The sequence below is a fragment of the Streptomyces sp. NPDC020747 genome (genome assembly GCF_044334695.1).
Classification (GTDB): Bacteria; Actinomycetota; Actinomycetes; order Streptomycetales; family Streptomycetaceae; genus Streptomyces.
The window spans coordinates 170,131-187,096 of the sequence record NZ_JBIRTJ010000001.1 but is presented as its reverse complement, the minus strand read 5'-3'; the positions used below and the strand labels follow the sequence as shown (position 1 = coordinate 187,096).

Below are 16,966 nucleotides of genomic sequence, written 5' to 3'. Positions count from 1 at the left end.
AGACTCACCGCCGCGATCGGCACCGGCAACAGCACGGCGCTCAATGGGCTGACGGCGTGCCGGCGGGCGTCGCGATGGCGAGGGTGATCCTGCGGGCGAGACGCTGTTCGCCCTGGTCATCGAGCCGGGCGGACGTCCGGGGGCGGAGGGAGACGGTCGGGTGCGGCCAACGTCCCGGGTTCCAGGGGGAGTTCGCGGTGCACCACTCTGGCGGCGTGCGATCACTTGGGCTACCGTCGGTAACACCTTGCCGTCGCAGCGGCATCCTTGGCGTCTCCCGCCCCCTCCGCACCTCCTCCGGAAGGCACCCCCATGGAGAATTCAGCAGCCACGGCTGCCATCACGCGCCGCCGTGCCCTGACGGTGGCGGGCGGCACGCTCGCCGGCGCCGCCCTGGCCCAGTCGGCCGGATCCGCCTTCGCCGCCTCGGCGTCGGACGCGGACGCGATCGTCGTCGGCGGCGGGCTCGCCGGGCTGGTCGCCACGGCGGAACTGGCCGCGGCGGGCCGCAAGGTACTGCTCCTGGACCAGGAACCGGAGACGAACCTCGGCGGACAGGCGTTCTGGTCCTTCGGCGGTCTGTTCCTCGTCAACTCCGACGAGCAGAGACTCATGGGCATCAAGGACACCCAGGAGCTGGCCTGGCAGGACTGGCTGGGCACGGCCGGCTTCGACCGAGGCATCACCGATCCCAAGGGCCAGGACCACTGGGCCTACAAGTGGGCCGAGGCGTACGTCGACTTCGCCTCCGGTGAGAAGCGCTCCTGGCTCGCCGGCCTCGGGGTGCAGTGGTTCCCGATCGTCGGCTGGGCCGAGCGGGGCGGCGGTCTCGCGGACGGACACGGCAACTCCGTGCCCCGCTTCCACGTCACCTGGGGCACGGGACCGGCGGTGGTCGAGCCGTTCGAGAAGAAAGTGCGCGCCGCGGTCGAGGGCAACAAGGTGACCTTCAAGTTCCGGCACCGCGTGGACGGGCTCGTGACCACGGGCGGTGCCGTCACGGGCGTGCGCGGCGCGATCCTGGAGCCGAGCGGCGCCGCCCGCGGCAAGCCCAGCTCCCGCACGGTCGTCGGCGAGTTCGAGCTGCGCGCCCCGGTCGTGATCGTCACCTCCGGCGGCATCGGCGCCAACCACGATCTCGTACGCCAGAACTGGCCGGCCCGGCTCGGCACCCCGCCCAAGACCATGATCACCGGCGTGCCCGCCCACGTGGACGGCCGCATGCTCGCGATCACCGAGAAGGCGGGCGGCCGGATCGTCAACCCGGACCGCATGTGGCACTACACCGAGGGCTTGAGGAACTACGACCCGATCTGGCCGGGCCACGGCATCCGCATCCTGCCGGGCCCGTCGTCCATGTGGTTCGACGCCACCGGCAAACGCTTCAGCGCACCCGACATGCCGGGCTACGACACCCTCCACACGCTCAAGTCCATCACTGACACCGGGTACGACTACTCCTGGTTCGTGACCACCCAGAAGATCATCGCCAAGGAGTTCGCGCTCTCCGGCTCCGAGCAGAACCCGGACCTCACCGAGAAGAACATCTGGATGCTGCTCTCCCGGATCTGGCAGACCCCGGAGCCGATCGAGAAGTTCAAGAAGAACGGCGTGGACTTCGTCGTCGCCACGACCCTGTCCGAACTCGTCCGCGGCATGAACAAGTTGACCGGCGACGGCCTGATCGAGCTGAACGACCTCAAGCGGCAGATCGACGCGCGCGACCGGGAGATGGACAACCCCTACTCCAAGGACGCCCAGGTCATGGGCATCCGCAACGCCCTCTCCTACCCCGGGGACACCCTCAGCCGCACGGCCGCCGCCCACAAGATCATGGACAGCAGTGCCGGGCCCCTGATCGCAGTACGCCTCAACATCCTCACCCGCAAGACCCTCGGCGGCCTCCAGACCGACCTCTCCGGCCGCGTCCTGAACGCGGCCGGAGAAGCCGTACTCGGTCTGTACGCGGCCGGTGAGGTGTCGGGATTCGGCGGAGGCGGCGTCCACGGATACCGCTCCCTGGAGGGCACGTTCCTCGGCGGCTGCCTGTTCTCCGGCCGCACGGCGGGACGGGCCGCGGCAGCGGCCACCGGGTCCTGAGACTCATGTCGACGCGGTGTGATGTGGTGCCGGCGCGGAGTTCAGCCCCGCGCCGGCGCCTGAAGCTTCGCGAGCGTCAGTACCTCGCCGCCGATTCCCCACCTGCCCTCGGTCACCTCCTCGACCAGCACGAGGGTGGCGGGGCTGACGGGTGGTGGCTGTTACCGGTGGTGCCGGTGGGGCGGCCGTCAGACGATGCCGCCGTTCGCCCGGACGACCTGTCCGTTGATCCAGTGACCGGCCGGAGAGGCGAGGAACGCGGCGGCCTCGGCGATGTCGGCAGGGGTGCCGAGGCGTTCCAGCGGAGGCTGCGCGGCCAGCCGGGCGATGGTCTCCTCGTCCTTGCCGTCGAGGAACAGATCGGTCGCCGTGGGGTCGGGGGCAACGGCGTTCACCGTTACGTCCCGGCCGCTGAGTTCGCGGGCGCGTACCGGGGCTGCGCCGGGAGGAGGTCGCCCAACTGGCAGGCCTGTCGGTGGACTACTGCACCGAACTGGAACAGGGGCGCGGCGCCCAGCCCTCGGAGCAGACCCTGGCCGCTCTCGCCCGCGCGCTGCGGCCGGCCGGCGACGAGCGCGGCCACCTCTACCACCTCGCGGACCGACGGGCCCCGGCCGCGCACGGCCCGGCCGCCCATGTCCAGCCGGTGCTCCTCCGCCTTCTCGACCAGCTCGCCGGCACGCCCGCGCAGGTCATCACCAACCTCCACGAGACGCTCGTCCAGAACGAGGCGGCGGTCGTGGCGGATCTGCAAGTGGTCGCCGCCCGACGCGGGCGCGACGCCGAGGTGGCCCGGATGATCCGCGAACTACGCCGACGCAGCACGGAGTTCACCGCGTTGTGGGACACCCATGACGTGGGTCTGCGCAGGAACGACCACAAACGCATCGTCCACCCGAACCTGGGCGTCATCGAGCTCGAATGCCTCAGTCTCTTCAGCGAGGACGGCCGTCAGCGCCTCCTCCGGTTCACGGCGCCGTCCGGCAGCCGGGCCGCCGAGCAACCGCGGCTCCTGTCCGTCATCGGCACCCAGGACATGACGGAACGCGAGCGCACGGCCCAGGACTCGACATGCCCTGCCCGGGGGAGCGGATGACCTGGCACTGCCGGCCGTGCTCCGCGATTCCGGGGAGGCGGGCCGGCCGACCACCAGGCCGTTCGCCGCTCGTCCGTGGTCGGACCCTGAGGTCCTCGACGTGGCCCTGGCGGCGGAGCACGTTCAGCGGCCGAACAGCCGGCCTCCCGCCGTGAACCAAAGTCGCGGCGACGCGCGCCCCCACCTTTCAACTGCCTTGAGCCGAACGACGTAATGTGATCGGTCATGAAAGATTCGGTTCGGTTCATGAGGGGCTCAGGGGTATGGAGGACGGCGGCTCGTTAGGCGACCTCGTGGTCGCGGCGCGGGACCGGGCGTTCGTCGGGCGGGCGGCCGAACGGGCGATGTTCCGGTCCGCGCTCGCGGGGGACCCCCACGGTTCGCCGGTGCTCTATCTGCACGGGCCCGGTGGCATCGGCAAGTCCACACTGCTGAGGCGGTTCGCGCTCGAGGCGCGGGAGGCGGGACGGCTGGTGGTCGAGATCGACGGCCGTACGGTTCCGGCGACGCCCGACGACTTCGAGCAGGCCGCGGGAAAGGCGATCGGCGAGCCCGGATCGGTGCTTCTGGTCGATGCCTTCGAGCACTGCCAGGGCCTGGAGCACTGGTTGTGGGAGCACTTCCTGCCGCGGCTGCCGCTGGGCACGGTCGCGGTGGTCGCCGCACGCTCGGCCCCCGATCCGCGCTGGGTCGCCGACCCGGGATGGGCCGACCTGATGGACGTCGTACCGCTGCGGAACCTGGCCCGGGGCGACGCCGCCACCTTCCTGCGGGTACGCGGCGTCCCGGACGGGGCGCACCACGCACTGCTGTCCTTCACCGGCGGCAATCCCCTGGCCCTGTCCCTGGCCGCGGCGGTCGTCGTGCGGCAGGACGCGGACGGTACGGCCCGGGCGGCCGACTGGTCACCCGGCCGGGACGTGATCGCGACGCTGCTGCCGCGACTCGTGGGCGATCCGCCGAGCCCCGCACACCGCACGGCGCTGGAGGTCTGCGCCCAGGCCGACGTCACCTCCGAGGCCCTGCTGCGGGCGATGATGGGTGAGCGCGCCCCCGAACTGTTCGCCTGGCTGCGCACCCAGCCCTTCATCGAGTCCACCGCGGCCGGGCTCTTCCCGCACGACGTGGTGCGCGAGGTACTGGCAGCCGACCTGCGCTGGCGCGATCCGGACGGATTCGCCGCCCTGCGCCGACGGATGTACGAGTATCTGCTCGGCCGTGTCCGGGAGGCGTCCGCCGCGCAGATGCTCCAGGCGATGCAGGCGCTGGTGTACCTGCACCGCACCATCGGCCATCTCGCGCAGGCCTTCGAGTGGCACTCCCACGGCCTGGTGCGGGAACTCCCGTGCACGCCCGCCGACGAGAGACGCGTGGTGGAACTGGTCCACGAGACGGAGGGCCCCGAGTCCGCCGCGCTCGCCCGGTTCTGGCTGGACCGGCAGCCCGAGGCGTTCGTCGTCTACCGGTCGACCGGTACCGATGACATCGTTGCCTTCTCCGCTTGGCTGCAACTCGCCGGGCCGGAGGGGGAGGACGTCGATCCGGTGGTGGCCGCCGCCTGGGCCCATGTGCGTACGGCCGAGCCGTTGCGGGCGGGGGAGCGTGTGGCCGTCGCGCGGTTTCATGTGAACCCGCAGGCGTACCAGCGGCCTTCGGCCGCCATGAACCTGATCCAGTGGCGTGTGATCGGGGAGATCATCCGGTCCGACGATCTCGCGTGGTCCTTCGTCGTGATGCGCGACGACGGGTTCTGGAACGACTATCTCCGACGCAGCGACATGCTGCCGACCGACGCGAGACCCGTGGTCGGCGACCATGGTTACCGCCTGTTCGCGCACGACTGGCGTACCCGGCCGGCCCTGGCCTGGATGGTGGAGAAGAACAAGGCCCTGCTGGCCGGCGCCGGCATCGATGTCGGCCCCGGTACCCATGCCGCCGCCGCCGGTGAGTCGGCGCCCTCGCCCTCGGGCGGAACTCCGCGGGAAGGGGCGGACTACGTCGTGCTGTCCCGGTCCCGGTTCGACAGCGCGGTACGGGACGCCCTGCGCGCGCTGTGGTGGCCCAACGAGCTCGCGGCCAACCCCCTCAGCCGCAGCCGCCTCGTCGCGGCGCACGGCCAGAGCCTCCACGACGTCCTGCTGCGCGCCATCGACACCGTGCCGGCCGAGCGCGGCGGGGAGAAGCGATACCGCGTCGTCACGACCACGTACAGCAGGGCCGCGCCCACCCAGGAGGCGGTGGCCAGACGCCTCGGGATGTCCTTCAGCACCTATCGCCGGCATCTGACGGCCGCGGTGAAGCGCGTCAGCGATGTGCTGTGGAGTCATGAACTGAGCGGAGAACCGATGATGTCCGCCGGCCGCGACCTGACGCCGGACCGGTGGGACGGGCAGCCGCTCGACGGGCCGGGCCCGGGTTGATGGACAGTAATGAGCAGTCATCGACCATGAATACGCCTGTTGCCGTGACTCAGGGCCGCCGAGAATTCCCGGCCGTGCCCAACCGACAGCCGTACTCGGCCTCTTCACCGTCGACAGGGGAACTCGACCACACGTCCGCCGACTCCGCGTCGACCGGTCGGCTGTCCGCCTTTCCGGTCGACGTCGTCGTCTCCTTACGACGTGAGGGGACGGCCAGGCTGTTGCGCACCCTGCGCAGCCACCAGGTTCTGCCTGCTCTCTTCCACCCGTGGGGCTCCGGAGCCGTTTACCGGTCGCTGCTGCTGGAACCGGATTCGCTGAGTCTGCTGGACGTCCCGGAAGGCGCGGTGACGGACGACCTCGCGCAGCGCGTGCATGTGCTCAGCGCCCTCTCCTCGGTCGTCGTGCTGACGCCCGGCCACATCGACTCCGTCGAGCTGCTGCGGGCGGGAGCCGTCAACGTGCTTCCCCGTGACATGCCGCCGCCCGAACTCGCCGGACGGCTGACCGCCGAACGCCGCTGGCTCGGCGCGTCCGCCCCGTCCCGGCGCCGCCACGTGCGCGCCCTGCCGCAACAGGTCACGCGGCCACGGCAGTTGTCCCAGGGGATACTCCTCGACGTCCTGCTGACGTCCGTACGCCCGTGGTGCTGCCACGACCTGTGTCTGCTGCTGGGTACGGCCCGGGCCCCGATGAGCCGGCGGGCCCTTCAGGCGCGCATGGTCCGGCTGGGCGAACGCCTGACGCCGTACGGGCTGTCGGTCACCAGCACCGTCCAGTGGGGCAGGACCACGTACACGGGTATCAGCGGCTGAGCCCGGCGGGAACGGCAACGCGCCCGCCGGCCACTTGGTACTCCGTGCCCGCTCACCTCGGCCGCCTCATCCAGCGGCGCGGACCGGCCGTCGGGCCGGACGCCCGGCCAGCAGCCGAAGACACGCCACCGGACGGTCCCGTACCGGACGACGGGCCACTGAAGCGCCGCGGGCCGTCACCGACGCCAGTCGCTGGTGGTGCAGGTCCAGGATGAAACGCATCAGCCGCCGGTGCTCCTCGGCGCAGTGCTCCAGGAGCACGGTGGCCTCGTGGAGCGTGGCGCGCGCCGCCTCGACGGTGGCCGCGACCAGCGCGCGGACGCCGGGCAGGTCGCGCCCCTTCTCCAGGTCGGCGCGCGTGATGCCGTGCCGTTCGAGATCGCTGAGGGGCAGATACAGCCGCCCGCCGCGCAGGTCCTCCGACAGGTCGGTGAGGATGTCCGTGCGCTGGGCCGCGTCGGCGAACAGCCGGCAGGAAGCCGCGAACTCGGCGCTCCCGCCCCCGAGATGGGCCAGCCCCGAGGTGATCATCAGGAACGGCCAGGTGAGCTGCTCCACATACCGCTGGTAGTCGGCCTCGGTCTCGAACCCGGAGAAGTCGAGGTCGATCCGCGCACCCTCCAGATACGAGTCGACCCAGCGGCGCGGCAGTTCACGCTCCGCCGCGGTGTGCAGGAACGCCCGCAGCAGGGGATGCGAGGCGCTTCCCGTACTCAGCGCCGTACGCACCTGCTCGGCCCACGCGTCATAGTGCCGCGTACGTTCCTGGACCGTCCCCCGGTCGCAGACGTCGTCGGTGAACGCCGCGAACGCGTACCCGGCCAGCACATGGGGCTGATGGGAGGAGGGCACCAGCAGCCGCACCGCCAGATAGCCGGCCGGCTCCCGCCGCTGCATGAACCGCGCGACCTTCATGTAGTCGTCACGCAGAGCGCCCTGGTGCGCTCCGGCCGATTCCAGACAACTCCGCCAGGTCCGCACGTACGCTCCCACGCGATAGTTCCTTTTTATAACTAAAGAACGCGCAGGCTATCAGTCACGGATTTCGGGCCGCTCACCGGCGGCGGCGCAGGGTGAACGCCGCGCCCGCCGTGATCAGCAGGCCGGCCGCGCCGCCCGCGACGAGAGGCAGCGCCAGGGCCTGGCTGTCGTCGTCGGAGTCGGGCGAGGAGACCGCCTGGCCGTCCGCGTCGGTGACGGTGACCGACGGTTGCACGGGGGCGGCGTCGGCCGGGGACTTCGACGGCGTGGGAGTGACCGCGGCCTTGCTGGGGGCGGCCTTCGTCGGTGTTGCCGCGGGCTTCTTCGACGCCGCCCCGCCGGCCCCGCCCTCCCCGGCACTCTCCTTCGCGGCGGGGAAGACCACGTCCGAGCACGAGTAGTACGTGTCCGGCGTGCTCGTGTTCTGCCAGATCGTGTAGAGCAGGTGGCGTCCGGTGCGGTCGGAGGGCAGCTTGGCCTTGATCCGGTAGGCGCCGTTCACGAGCGCCGGGTCCTTCGCCGTGGCGAAGGGCTGCGACGGCAGGTCGGACCAGGTGAGGGGCTTCGTCGGGTCGTAACCCTCCTTGGTCAGGAACAGCTTGAACGAGCCCGTGTGCGGAATCGTCGACCGGTAGGTGAGCGTCATGTTCGCCCCGCCGGTCAGCCTGGTCGACGGCCAGTCGGCGCGGGCCAGGTCCAGACCCCGGTAGGCGGCGATGCCCCCACTGCACAGCTTGCCGTCGGGGACGACCTGGCGGTCCCGGCCGTTGACGCCCGCGAGACGCAGATTGTCGAAGGCCGCGATGCCTGAGGAGGCGGCCGCCCGGCACGCCGCCGACTGCGACTGCTGCGCTCCGGGGGAGCAGGCCACCACCCGGCTCACGGGGTCCGTCGGCGCACCGTGCGCGGCGGCGGGCCCGGCGGCCCACACCGCGAGCAGGAGCGGGGCCGTCCCGAGGAGGGCGGCGGTGCGGTGTGCGGTCATGGGTCGGGTCCTCCTAGCACGGCAGACGGGTCGGGCCCGCTGCCCCTGAAGTACGGGGATCACGCGAAGCCCGTTCAACGCCCCCCGTACGGGCGATCAATACGCGCCACCCGGTGCCCGCCCGGCTGGAATGGACCCGTGACCGCGCCCCCGGACGACTGCCTCGCGCGCAACGAGTGGATCTGCGGTGAATACCTCAGCACCCGCCGCGACATCCTCCTCGACGCGGTCGGCCAGCACCTCCAGCTGACGGCGTTCTCCGTCCTCATCGGGCTGGCCCTCGCCGTGCCGCTGGCCGTGCTGGCCCGCCGCTGGGGCTGGGCGGCGGGCCCGGTGCTCGCCGTGACGACGGTCCTCTACACGATCCCGTCGCTCGCCATGTTCTCGCTGCTCCTGCCGGTCTACGGGCTGTCGGCGGCCCTCGTCGTCGCCGGTCTCGTCCTCTACTCGCTGACCCTGCTCGTACGGAACATCCTGGCCGGACTGCGTGCCGTGCCCGAGGAGACCCGGCAGGCGGCCCGCGGCATGGGATACGGGCCCATCCGTCTGCTGCTCACCGTGGAGCTGCCGCTCGCCCTGCCCGCCGCCATGGCCGGGCTGCGGATCGCGACCGTCTCGGCGGTGTCGCTGGCCACGGTCGGCGCGATCGTCGGCTTCGGAGGGCTCGGCAACCTCATCTACTCGGGCATGAACACCTTCTTCAAGGCGCAGGTCCTCACCGCGTCCGTGCTGTGCGTCGTCATCGCCGTCGTCGCCGATCTGCTGCTGCTCGGAGTGCAGTGGCTGATCACTCCATGGACCCGGGCGGCCAGGGCGTGAACACACTGGCCGACGCCTGGGACTGGCTCACCGACTCCGCGAACTGGGCGGGCGACGCCGGCGTGTGGCACCGGCTCACCCAGCACCTCGTGCTGACCGTGGTCTGCCTCGTCATCAGCTGTCTGATCGCGCTGCCGGTCGCCCTCGTCCTCGGCCACCTCGGCAAGGGCGGCGCGCTCGCCGTCAACATCTCGAACGTCGGCCGCGCGATCCCCACCTTCGCCGTCCTCGTCCTGCTGCTCCTCACCCCCATCGGCAAGTGGGGCGAGGGCCCGACGGTCGTCGCGCTCGTACTGTTCGCCGTGCCGCCGCTGCTCACCAACGCGTACGTCGGGATGCGCGAGGTCGACCGTGACGTCGTGCGGGCCTCGCGCGGGATGGGCATGACCGGGCGCCAGATGCTGTGGCGGGTCGAGGTGCCCCTCGCCATGCCGATGATCCTCAACGGGGTGCGCATCGCGGCCGTGCAACTCGTCGCCACCGCCACGATCGCCGCGCTCGCGGGCGGCGGCGGACTCGGACGCATCATCACGGCCGGGTTCAACCTCGCGAGTACGCCCCAGGTCGTCGCCGGAGCCGTCCTCGTGGCCGTCTTCGCGCTGCTCGTCGAAGGGGTCTTCGAGGCCGCCGAGCGACTGGCACCCAAGAGGGGCCCACGATGAGGCGGCGTGCCGCACTCGCGGGCCTGCTCCTGCTGACCGGCTGCGCCTCCGGCCCCTCCCTGGAGACCCAGGGCGAGGTCACCGCGCCGCCCGGCGACAGCAAGCAGCTGACCATCGGTTCGGCCGGCTTCACCGAGAGCGATCTACTCGCCACCATGTACGCGCTGCTGTTGAAGCAGGCCGGCTACAAGACGTCGATGCTCACCGTCGCCAACCGCGAACTGTACGAACCCGCCCTGGAGTCGGGGCAGATCGACGTCGTCGCCGAGTACGCGGCGACCTTCGCCGACTGGCTCAACGCCAAGACCAACGGCGCGGACGCGCCGGCCGTCGGCTCGCCCGACCTGAAGGCCACGATGACCGCGCTGCGCAAGCTCGCCGCCCCGCGCGGGCTCACCGTCCTCGACCCCGGCAGAGCGGTCGACCAGAACGCCTTCGCGGTGGCCGGAGCGTACGCGCGGCAGCACGATCTCAAGACCCTGAGCGACCTCGGCAGGTCCGGCCTTGAGGTGCGGCTCGCGGCGGGCGACGAGTGCGTACAACGGCCTTACTGCGAACCGGGGTTGAAGAAGACTTACCGCATCGACATCACCGGTGTGGACCCGAAGGGCGTCGGTACCACGCAGGCGAAACGGGCTGTGCAGAACGGCCAGGACCAGCTGGTGCTCACCACCACGACGGACGCGACGCTCGACGAGTTCGGACTCGTACTGCTCGCGGACGACAGGCATCTGCAGAACGCCGACTACATCGTGCCGGTCGTGAACCGCTCCCGGGCGGGCAGCGAGGGCGTGACCGGGGCACTGGACAGGCTCAACGACGTACTCACGACCGCCGATCTGGCGTCCATGAACGAGCAGGTGGACAACTGGCGACGGCTGCCGGAGGACGTGGCGCGTACGTACCTGAAGGACAAGGGCCTCCTCAAGTGACAGGCCCGTGACGTCGGTGACCGTACCGGAGCGGTGGCCCGGGTTCCCGCGCCGGGCACCCGTCGAACTGCGGGACGCGTACGTGCAGTTCGGCAGGTCGTTTCCCGAGGAGAAGACCAGGCAGTCGCTGCGCACCACGGTTCAGCGGGTGCTGGAGCGGGAGCGTCCGGGGCGGTGCTCAGCGTCCTGACACGGCTGCGCAGGAGCGGCGACCAGCTGATGCGCCGCCGGCCAACGGGTCGAGGGAAGCGGCCCCACCCGGCCGGCAGGCCCGCACCATGCGGCCCGCCCGCATCACCGACGTCTGCGCCGCGGACCGGTCAGGCGTCCGCCACCGAGTCGAACTCCACCTGACCCCGCGGCACGCCCAGGGCGTCCGCGTCCACCGACCGTCGTAGCGCCTCGTGCAGCTTCGCGGGAGTCAGTACGCCGAGGAACCGCGCGCCCTCCAGCACGGCGACCCACCCCGCGTCGTGCTGGAGCATCACGCCGAAGGCCTGCTTCAGCGGGGCGCCCACCGGTACCCAGGAGTTCATCCTGTGGGCGAGGTCGCCGACCGTGCCGCCCGCGGCCAGCTCGTCGACGCCCACCCAGCCGTGCAGCTCGTCGTCGGAGTCAAGGACGACGGCCCAGCGGGAGCCGTCCGCGTTCAGCCGGGCGGCGGCCCGCTCGGCCGGCTCGTCGAGGCGGGCGACCGGCGGCTGCTCCAGGTCGTCGGGCTCGATCTCGGTGACCGACAGCCGCTTCAGACCCCGGTCGGCGCCCACGAACTCGGCCACGTACGGAGTCGCCGGGGTGCCCAGCACCGCCCCGGGCGTGTCGAACTGCTCGATGCGCCCCTGCCCGTACACCGCGATGCGGTCGCCGAGCCGGACGGCCTCCTCGATGTCGTGCGTGACCAGCAGCACCGTCTTGCGCACGGCGGCCTGCATCCGCAGGAACTCGTCCTGCAACTGCTCGCGCACCACGGGGTCGACCGCGCCTGGGGCCACCTCCCACGCCCGTTCAGGGCAGTGGGGGAGGCTCGTCCATCAGCAGCACTGGGGGTCCCCCCGGCCGGAGGCTGGGGGAGGGTCGGCGGCCAGCGCCCGCGCCACGCCGACACGCTGGCGCTGACCGCCCGACAGCTGGTCCGGATAGCGCGAGCCGAACGTCTTCGGGTCCAGACCGACCAGGTCGAGCAGCTCGGCGGCCCGGGCCCGGGCCCGGGCCTTCGCCTTCTTCCAGCCCACGAGCGTCGGCACGGTCGCCGTGTGGTCGAGGACGGTCCGGTGCGGGAAGAGGCCCACCTGCTGGATGACGTAACCGATCCGGCGTCTCAGCTTCACGGGGTCCACCGCCGCGATGTCCTCGCCGTCCACGAGGATCCGGCCGGACGTCGGCTCGATGAGGCGGTTCACCATCATCATGGTCGTCGTCTTGCCGCAGCCGGACGGGCCCACGAGCGTGACGAGTTCGCCCTCGGACACCTCGAACGAGAGGCCGTCCACGGCCGTCGTGCCGTCCGGGTAGCGCTTGGTGACCTGTTCGAACCGGATCATGACCTCACGCTAACCGCGTCCGTCACTCTCCGCTCACCAGCACCACCTCCAGGGTGCGCGGACCGTGCACCCCCTCGACCCGGTCGAGTTCGATGTCACTGGTGGCGGACGGCCCGGAGATCCAGGTCAGTGGACGGGCCGGGTCCAGGCGCTCCAGACCCTGGGGCACGGAGGACACGACCTGGTCGGGGACGCGTACGACACAGATGTGGTGGTCCGGGACCAGGGTGATCCGGCGGCGGCCCTGGTCCGGGCCGCCGTCCAGCACGATGGTGCCGGTCTCGGCGATCGCGACCGCGCACGCGGTGACGACGCTGTCGACGCGGTCCAGTTCGTCCGGGGTACCGGCGAGCCGGTCCGGAACCCGCGTCACGTCGGTGGCCGCGAGCCACTCCGGATCCAGGCCCGTGGGCACGACGACCGACGTCGAACCCCGCTCGGCCAGCAACCGGGCGATCGTCGCCGCCAACTCGTCGGCCGCACAGCGGTGCACCCGTGCCCGGTAGTCCGCCAGGTTCTCCGCCAGCAGCTCCACCGTCTGCTCGACACTCCGGTCCCCGTGCTCGCGCAGATACCCGCGCTCGAAGGCCTGGTCGTACGGCGTGTCGTCCCGTGGCACGTCCGCCAGCGCGCGCCGCACCCGGGCCAGGATCAGATCCCTGCTGCTCACTTCGACGTGTCCTTTCCACCGTTCGTCCGCTGCCACCAGTCGCGGAACGGCTCCGCCGGAACTGTCGGCAGTGCCCGCGTCTCGCTCCACGCCTTGCCGGGCCCTGGCAGCGTCCGCGGATGGAAGCGGCGCGTGCGGGACGCGAACCGCTGGCCGGTGCGCAGCGCGCCCGGGTGACCGAAGGCCCACCGTGCCGCGCGCATCGCCGCCCGCTCGGCGGCATGCCCCTTCGCGGGCTTGAGCACGACCTTGGCGCCGTCCCGGGTCACGACGCCGCCCTCGACGATCCGCTCCCGCAGATGCACCAGCACCTCCGGGATGTCGATCGCCACCGGGCAGACGTCGTAGCAGGCACCGCACAGCGAGGAGGCGTACGGGAGTGAGGCGTCGATCTCGCTCTGCGTGCCCCGGAGTTGGGGGCTGAGGATCGCGCCGATCGGGCCCGGGTAGACCGAGCCGTACGCGTGGCCGCCCGCCCGCTCGTACACCGGGCAGACGTTGAGGCACGCCGAGCAGCGGATGCAGCGCAGGGCCTGGCGGCCGACCTCGTCGGCGAGCGTGTCGGTGCGGCCGTTGTCGATGAGGACCAGATGGAAGGTCCCCGGACCGTCCTCGTCCGTCGTGCCCGTCCAGGTGGAGGTGTACGGGTTCATGCGCTCGGCCGTGGAGGAGCGGGGGAGTGTCTGGAGGAAGACCTCCAGGTCCTGCCAGGTCGGAATGATCTTCTCGATGCCGACGACCGAGATCAGCGTCTCGGGGAGGGTCAGGCACATCCGGCCGTTGCCCTCGGACTCCACGACGACCAGCGTGCCGGTCTCGGCGACCATGAAGTTGGCGCCGGAGACCCCGACTTTGGCGCGCAGGAACTTCTCGCGCAGGTGCACGCGGGCGGCCTCGGCCAGTTCGGCGGGCGTGTCGGTGAGACCCTCGGGCGCCGGGCGGCCCCACTCGCTCATCTCGCGCACGAAGATGTCACGGATCTCGCCGCGGTTGCGGTGGATGGCCGGCACGAGGATGTGGGACGGCCGGTCCTTGCCCAACTGCACGATGAGCTCGGCGAGATCGGTCTCGTAGGCGTTGATGCCCTCGGCTTCGAGCGCCTCGTTGAGGCCGATCTCCTGCGTGGCCATCGACTTGACCTTGACGACCTCGCTCTCGCCGGTCGCCTTGACGAGGTACGTGACGATCCGGTTGGCCTCGTCCGCGTCGGCGGCCCAGTGCACGGTGCCGCCGGCCGCCGTGACCGACTCCTCCAACTGCACCAGATACCGGTCGAGATGACGGAGTGTGTGGTCCTTGATCTGCTTGCCGGCCTCGCGCAGCTCGGCCCAGTCGGAGACCTCCGCGACCGCGTTCGCGCGCTTGGCGCGGATGGTGTGGGTGGCGTGGCGCAGATTGCCGCGCAGGGTCTGGTTGTGGACGGCCTCGTGCGCGGCCTTCGGGAAGGACGGCATCCCGACGAAGGTCCCACCGCTCATGCGCTCGGCTCCTCTCCACTGTGGCTGTTCACGCCGACGAACGTCCCGTTCATGAGAGGGGCTCCTCCTCGGTGCTCGCCAGGATCTCCGCGATGTGCACCGGACGCATCTCCGTCCTGAGCCGGGTCATGGTGCCGCCGATGTGCATGAGGCAGGAGTTGTCGGCGGCGCACAGTACGTCGGCGCCCGTCGACTCGGCGTTGCGCACCTTGTCGGCACCCATCGCCGCCGATACATCGGAGTTCTTGACGGCGAACGTGCCCCCGAAGCCACAGCACTCGTCCGCGCCGGGCAACTCCTTGAGCTCAAGTCCCTTGACGGACTGGAGCAGTCGGCGCGGCCGGTCGCCGAGCCCGAGGCTCCGCAGCCCGTGACAGGTGGGGTGGTAGGTGACGGTGTGCGGGTAGTACGCGCCCACGTCCGTCACCCCGAGCACGTCCACCACGAACTCGGTGAGCTCGTACGTCTTCGGCACGACCGGCGCGAGAGTGGCCGCCAGGGTGTCCCCGCGGCCCTCGGCGCGCGCCCGCTCGCCCATCCGCGGATACAGCTCCCGCACCATCGCGCCGCACGAACCGGACGGGGTCACGATCGCTTCGTACCCACCGAAAACATCGGAGAAATGCCGGGCCATCGGCTCGGCCTGGTGGCGGTAGCCGGTGTTGTAGTGAGCCTGCCCGCAGCACGTCTGCGCCATCGGGAAATCAACGTCCATGCCCAGCCTGGTCAGCAGTTTCACCACGGCGCGGCCGGTGTCCGGATAGAGCGTGTCGTTGACACAGGTCAGGAACAGAGCGACACGCATCGCGGCTCCTTGGGATCGATCATCGGATGAGTGCACGATACGCGGCGCCGGCTTTGCTGGGAATGAGGTTGCCCTCCGTGCGGGGTGCCGTTTCCGGGCCGACGTTCCCTGGACGCGCCTTTCGGGTCCACAGGTCGTTCGTGGCTGGGCGCGAAGTTCCCCGCGCCCCTTTGGGGCGCGTCATCGCTCGGCCAGCCGAGCCTCGGCCGCTTGCCATATTGCGGCGGAGGTCCGCGGCTCGTAGCGGGTCAACGACTGCGTACGCGCCAGCAGTTCGCGCATCGAGGTGCGGTCGCCCACCAGGCCGTGGGTTCGGGCCTGTACGAGGACGTTGCCCAGGGCCGCCGCTTCCGCGGGGCCCGACACGACCGGGAGGCCGCAGGCGTCGGCGGTCAGCTGGCAGAGCAGGGCGTTGCGGGTGCCGCCGCCCACGATGTGTACGACGTCGACCGGGTGGTCGGCCAGTTCCTGGGCCTGGGTGATCGCCCGGCGGTGGGCCAGGGCGAGTGAGTCGAGGATGCACCGCGTGATCTCGGCGGGTGACCCGGGCACGGGCTGCCCCGACTCCCGGCAGGCGTCGGCGATCCGGGCCGGCATCCGCCCGGGAGCCAGGAAGGCGGCGTCGCCCGCGTCCACGACGGACCGCAGTACCGGTACCTCGGCGGCGGCCGACAGGAGGTCCCCCAGGTCGGGATCCCCCCATTCCCGTACGCACTCCTGGAGCAGCCAGAGCCCCATGATGTTCCGGAGGTAGCGGACCGTGCCGTCCAGGCCGAGCTCGTTGGTGAAGTTGGCCGCGCGGCTCTCCTCGGTGAGGACCGGCGCCTCCAGTTCCAGGCCCGCCAGGGACCAGGTGCCGGTGCAGATGTACGCGAAGCGCTCGCCGCCCACGGCCGGAACCGCGGCCACCGCGGAGGCGGTGTCGTGCGAGCCGACCGTCGTCACCGGCACGGGACCGGTCAGCCCGGTCTCGTCCAGCACGCTCTGCCGGAGCAGCCCCGCCGGGTCCCCTGGCTGCCGCAGCGGCGCGAACAGCGTCAGGTCGATGCCGAGGCGCTCCGCGATGTCGTACGACCAGTCGCGGGTGCGCGGGTCGATCAGCTGGGTCGTGGAGGCGTTGGTGAGCTCGGTGCCCAGCTCGCCCGTGAGCCAGTACGTCAGCAGGTCGGGGATGAGCAACAGGCGGCGCGCGTAAGCCAGTTGGGGCGTCGAGCGGGCGGCCACCAGCTGGTACAGCGTGTTGAAGGGCGCGTACTGGAGCCCGGTCGCCGCGTACAGCTCGGCGGCGGGCACGGTGGCCCACACCTTCTCCGCGACGCCCTGGGTGCGGGCGTCGCGGTAGTGCACCGGGTTGCCGAGGAGCGCCCCGTCGGCGTCGAGCAGGCCGTGGTCCACGGCCCAGCTGTCGATGCCGACCGAGTCGACCTGCCCTGCCGCGCGCAGCCCGTCGAGGACGCCCGAGTACAGCGCGAGGATGTCCCAGCGCAGCCCTTCGGGCGTCCGCACCGGCCGGTTCGGGAAGCGGTGCGCCTCCGTCAGCTCCAGCGTGTCGGGGCCCACGCGGCCGACCATGACGCGCCCGCTGGACGCGCCGAGGTCGACCGCGGCGTACGACTTCACAGCCGCCTCCTGAGGTTCACTGTCGCTTCCTGAGTCACGTTC

13 protein-coding genes and 3 pseudogenes are annotated in these 16,966 nt (G+C 71.3%); 8 read left to right on the top strand and 8 right to left on the bottom strand.

Annotation, left to right across the window (positions count from 1 at the left end; all coding sequences use genetic code 11):
- Positions 1-312 precede the first annotated feature (312 nt).
- Entirely contained in the window at positions 313-2,100 is a 1,788-nt protein-coding gene (locus ACH4YP_RS00795) for an FAD-binding dehydrogenase (protein ID WP_398488726.1), read from the top strand.
- A gap of 188 nt (positions 2,101-2,288) precedes the next feature.
- Here the strand turns inward: ACH4YP_RS00795 and ACH4YP_RS00790 are convergent.
- Positions 2,289-2,531: pseudogene (locus ACH4YP_RS00790) on the bottom strand (SDR family oxidoreductase); the annotation flags it as partial.
- Here ACH4YP_RS00790 and ACH4YP_RS00785 point away from each other — a divergent pair.
- The 3 genes and pseudogenes from ACH4YP_RS00785 to ACH4YP_RS00775 form a co-directional block, all read left to right on the top strand.
- Positions 2,519-3,196: pseudogene (locus ACH4YP_RS00785) on the top strand (helix-turn-helix domain-containing protein); the annotation flags it as partial. The pseudogenes ACH4YP_RS00790 and ACH4YP_RS00785 sit on opposite strands and share 13 nt — an antisense overlap.
- Before the next feature lie 263 nt (positions 3,197-3,459).
- Positions 3,460-5,616, top strand: coding sequence for an ATP-binding protein (locus ACH4YP_RS00780; RefSeq protein ID WP_398488724.1), 2,157 nt, complete (start codon positions 3,460-3,462; stop codon positions 5,614-5,616).
- Between the two features lie 74 nt (positions 5,617-5,690).
- On the top strand, positions 5,691-6,431 hold the full coding sequence (locus ACH4YP_RS00775; RefSeq protein ID WP_361052439.1) for a hypothetical protein: 741 nt from the start codon (positions 5,691-5,693) through the stop codon (positions 6,429-6,431).
- Positions 6,432-6,497: 66 nt separating this feature from the next.
- Here ACH4YP_RS00775 and ACH4YP_RS00770 read toward each other — a convergent pair whose 3' ends face one another.
- Together ACH4YP_RS00770 and ACH4YP_RS00765 are read right to left on the bottom strand one after the other, a co-directional pair.
- Entirely contained in the window at positions 6,498-7,424 is a 927-nt protein-coding gene (locus ACH4YP_RS00770; protein WP_398488723.1) for a squalene/phytoene synthase family protein, read from the bottom strand.
- 61 nt (positions 7,425-7,485) lie between these two features.
- Complete coding sequence (locus ACH4YP_RS00765; RefSeq protein WP_398488721.1) at positions 7,486-8,397, bottom strand: lytic polysaccharide monooxygenase; 912 nt, start codon at positions 8,395-8,397, stop codon at positions 7,486-7,488.
- A gap of 138 nt (positions 8,398-8,535) precedes the next feature.
- Here ACH4YP_RS00765 and ACH4YP_RS00760 point away from each other — a divergent pair, with 138 nt between their 5' ends.
- The 4 genes from ACH4YP_RS00760 to ACH4YP_RS00745 are packed head-to-tail and all read left to right on the top strand — an operon-like array spanning position 8,536 to position 11,000.
- A complete protein-coding gene (locus ACH4YP_RS00760; protein ID WP_398488719.1) occupies positions 8,536-9,216 on the top strand; it encodes an ABC transporter permease in 681 nt (226 codons plus the stop codon).
- Positions 9,213-9,878 carry an ABC transporter permease gene (locus ACH4YP_RS00755; protein ID WP_361052725.1) on the top strand — a complete coding sequence of 222 codons (666 nt, stop codon included), beginning with the start codon at positions 9,213-9,215 and terminating at the stop codon, positions 9,876-9,878. Before ACH4YP_RS00760 ends, ACH4YP_RS00755 begins: the two co-directional genes overlap by 4 nt.
- Positions 9,875-10,810, top strand: a complete 936-nt coding sequence (locus ACH4YP_RS00750) for an ABC transporter substrate-binding protein (protein WP_398488717.1) — start codon at positions 9,875-9,877, stop codon at positions 10,808-10,810. Before ACH4YP_RS00755 ends, ACH4YP_RS00750 begins: the two co-directional genes overlap by 4 nt.
- Before the next feature lie 7 nt (positions 10,811-10,817).
- Positions 10,818-11,000 carry a hypothetical protein gene (locus ACH4YP_RS00745; protein ID WP_398488715.1) on the top strand — a complete coding sequence of 61 codons (183 nt, stop codon included), beginning with the start codon at positions 10,818-10,820 and terminating at the stop codon, positions 10,998-11,000.
- A 130-nt stretch (positions 11,001-11,130) separates the two neighbouring features.
- On the opposite strand, the pseudogene ACH4YP_RS00740 reads toward ACH4YP_RS00745, so the two are convergent.
- The 5 genes and pseudogenes from ACH4YP_RS00740 to ACH4YP_RS00720 all read right to left on the bottom strand — a co-directional run bounded on the left by ACH4YP_RS00740 (position 11,131) and on the right by ACH4YP_RS00720 (position 16,924).
- Positions 11,131-12,351: pseudogene (locus ACH4YP_RS00740) on the bottom strand (ATP-binding cassette domain-containing protein).
- A gap of 22 nt (positions 12,352-12,373) precedes the next feature.
- Positions 12,374-13,021: a lactate utilization protein C gene (locus ACH4YP_RS00735; RefSeq protein ID WP_398488713.1), complete on the bottom strand. Its 648-nt coding sequence runs from the start codon at positions 13,019-13,021 to the stop codon at positions 12,374-12,376.
- The gene (locus ACH4YP_RS00730; RefSeq protein WP_398489426.1) at positions 13,018-14,475 is read right to left on the bottom strand and encodes a LutB/LldF family L-lactate oxidation iron-sulfur protein; all 1,458 of its coding nucleotides are present in this window, start codon (positions 14,473-14,475) and stop codon (positions 13,018-13,020) included. Before ACH4YP_RS00730 ends, ACH4YP_RS00735 begins: the two co-directional genes overlap by 4 nt.
- A gap of 73 nt (positions 14,476-14,548) precedes the next feature.
- On the bottom strand, positions 14,549-15,304 hold the full coding sequence (locus ACH4YP_RS00725; RefSeq protein WP_398488711.1) for a (Fe-S)-binding protein: 756 nt from the start codon (positions 15,302-15,304) through the stop codon (positions 14,549-14,551).
- Positions 15,305-15,484: 180 nt separating this feature from the next.
- Entirely contained in the window at positions 15,485-16,924 is a 1,440-nt protein-coding gene (locus ACH4YP_RS00720; RefSeq protein WP_398488709.1) for a rhamnulokinase family protein, read from the bottom strand.
- Positions 16,925-16,966 lie beyond the last annotated feature (42 nt).